This window comes from Streptococcus sp. GMD4S, from assembly GCF_000296955.1.
On record NZ_AJRE01000410.1, the window covers coordinates 1 to 568 of the forward strand.

The 568-nt window shown below is 32.7% G+C and carries 1 protein-coding gene and 1 pseudogene; both read left to right on the forward strand.

The window, feature by feature from the left end:
* Positions 1–87 (forward strand): annotated as a pseudogene (locus tag GMD4S_RS13140) (YigZ family protein); the annotation flags it as partial.
* Between the two features lie 15 nt (positions 88–102).
* On the forward strand, positions 103–546 hold the full coding sequence (locus GMD4S_RS10225) for a PH domain-containing protein (RefSeq protein WP_000231197.1): 444 nt from the start codon (positions 103–105) through the stop codon (positions 544–546).
* Positions 547–568: the final 22 nt, after the last annotated feature.

Below are 568 nucleotides of genomic sequence, written 5' to 3' on the forward strand. Positions count from 1 at the left end.
TCTGCTCTTGTAGAGTTTTTTAATGGAAAGGTTACTTTAACAGATCAAGGTTTACGAGAAGTTGAAGTTCCTGTAAACTTAGTGTAAATAAAGGAGAAATACATGGTGTTTGGAAAATTTATTCAAGGACTTGCTGGTAACTTCAGCGAGGAAAACAAAGAGACTCTTATCAAAGAATATGGTCAATATCTACTAGAGAATGAAGAAATTCAAAGTGGATATAAACTTATTCGCGATTCCATCATCTTTACAAATATTCGTATTATTTTTACAGATAAGCAAGGTGCCACTGGTCGCAAGGTGTCTGTTAAGTCACTCTTTTTGATGAACATTGTAAACGTTGAAATGGAAACTGCTGGAGCAGGTATAGATGATAGTGAGATTACGATTACTTATTTAGAAAATATCTCTCTTAAAGCACATAATGAGCATCTGAGTTTCCATAAATTTGAATTCCCTAAAAAAACGGACATCCTCCCTCTTTACACCTATTTATTAGAATTGGCTTATCACAATCGATTAAAAATTAATGGCTTAGACCTTTGATATAAAAAAATCCTATCACTTT

Coding starts and splice junctions, on each gene's coding strand:
- GMD4S_RS10225 (WP_000231197.1), top strand. CDS start 103: ATGGTGTTTGGAAAATTTATTCAAGGACTTGCTGGTAACTTCAGCGAG.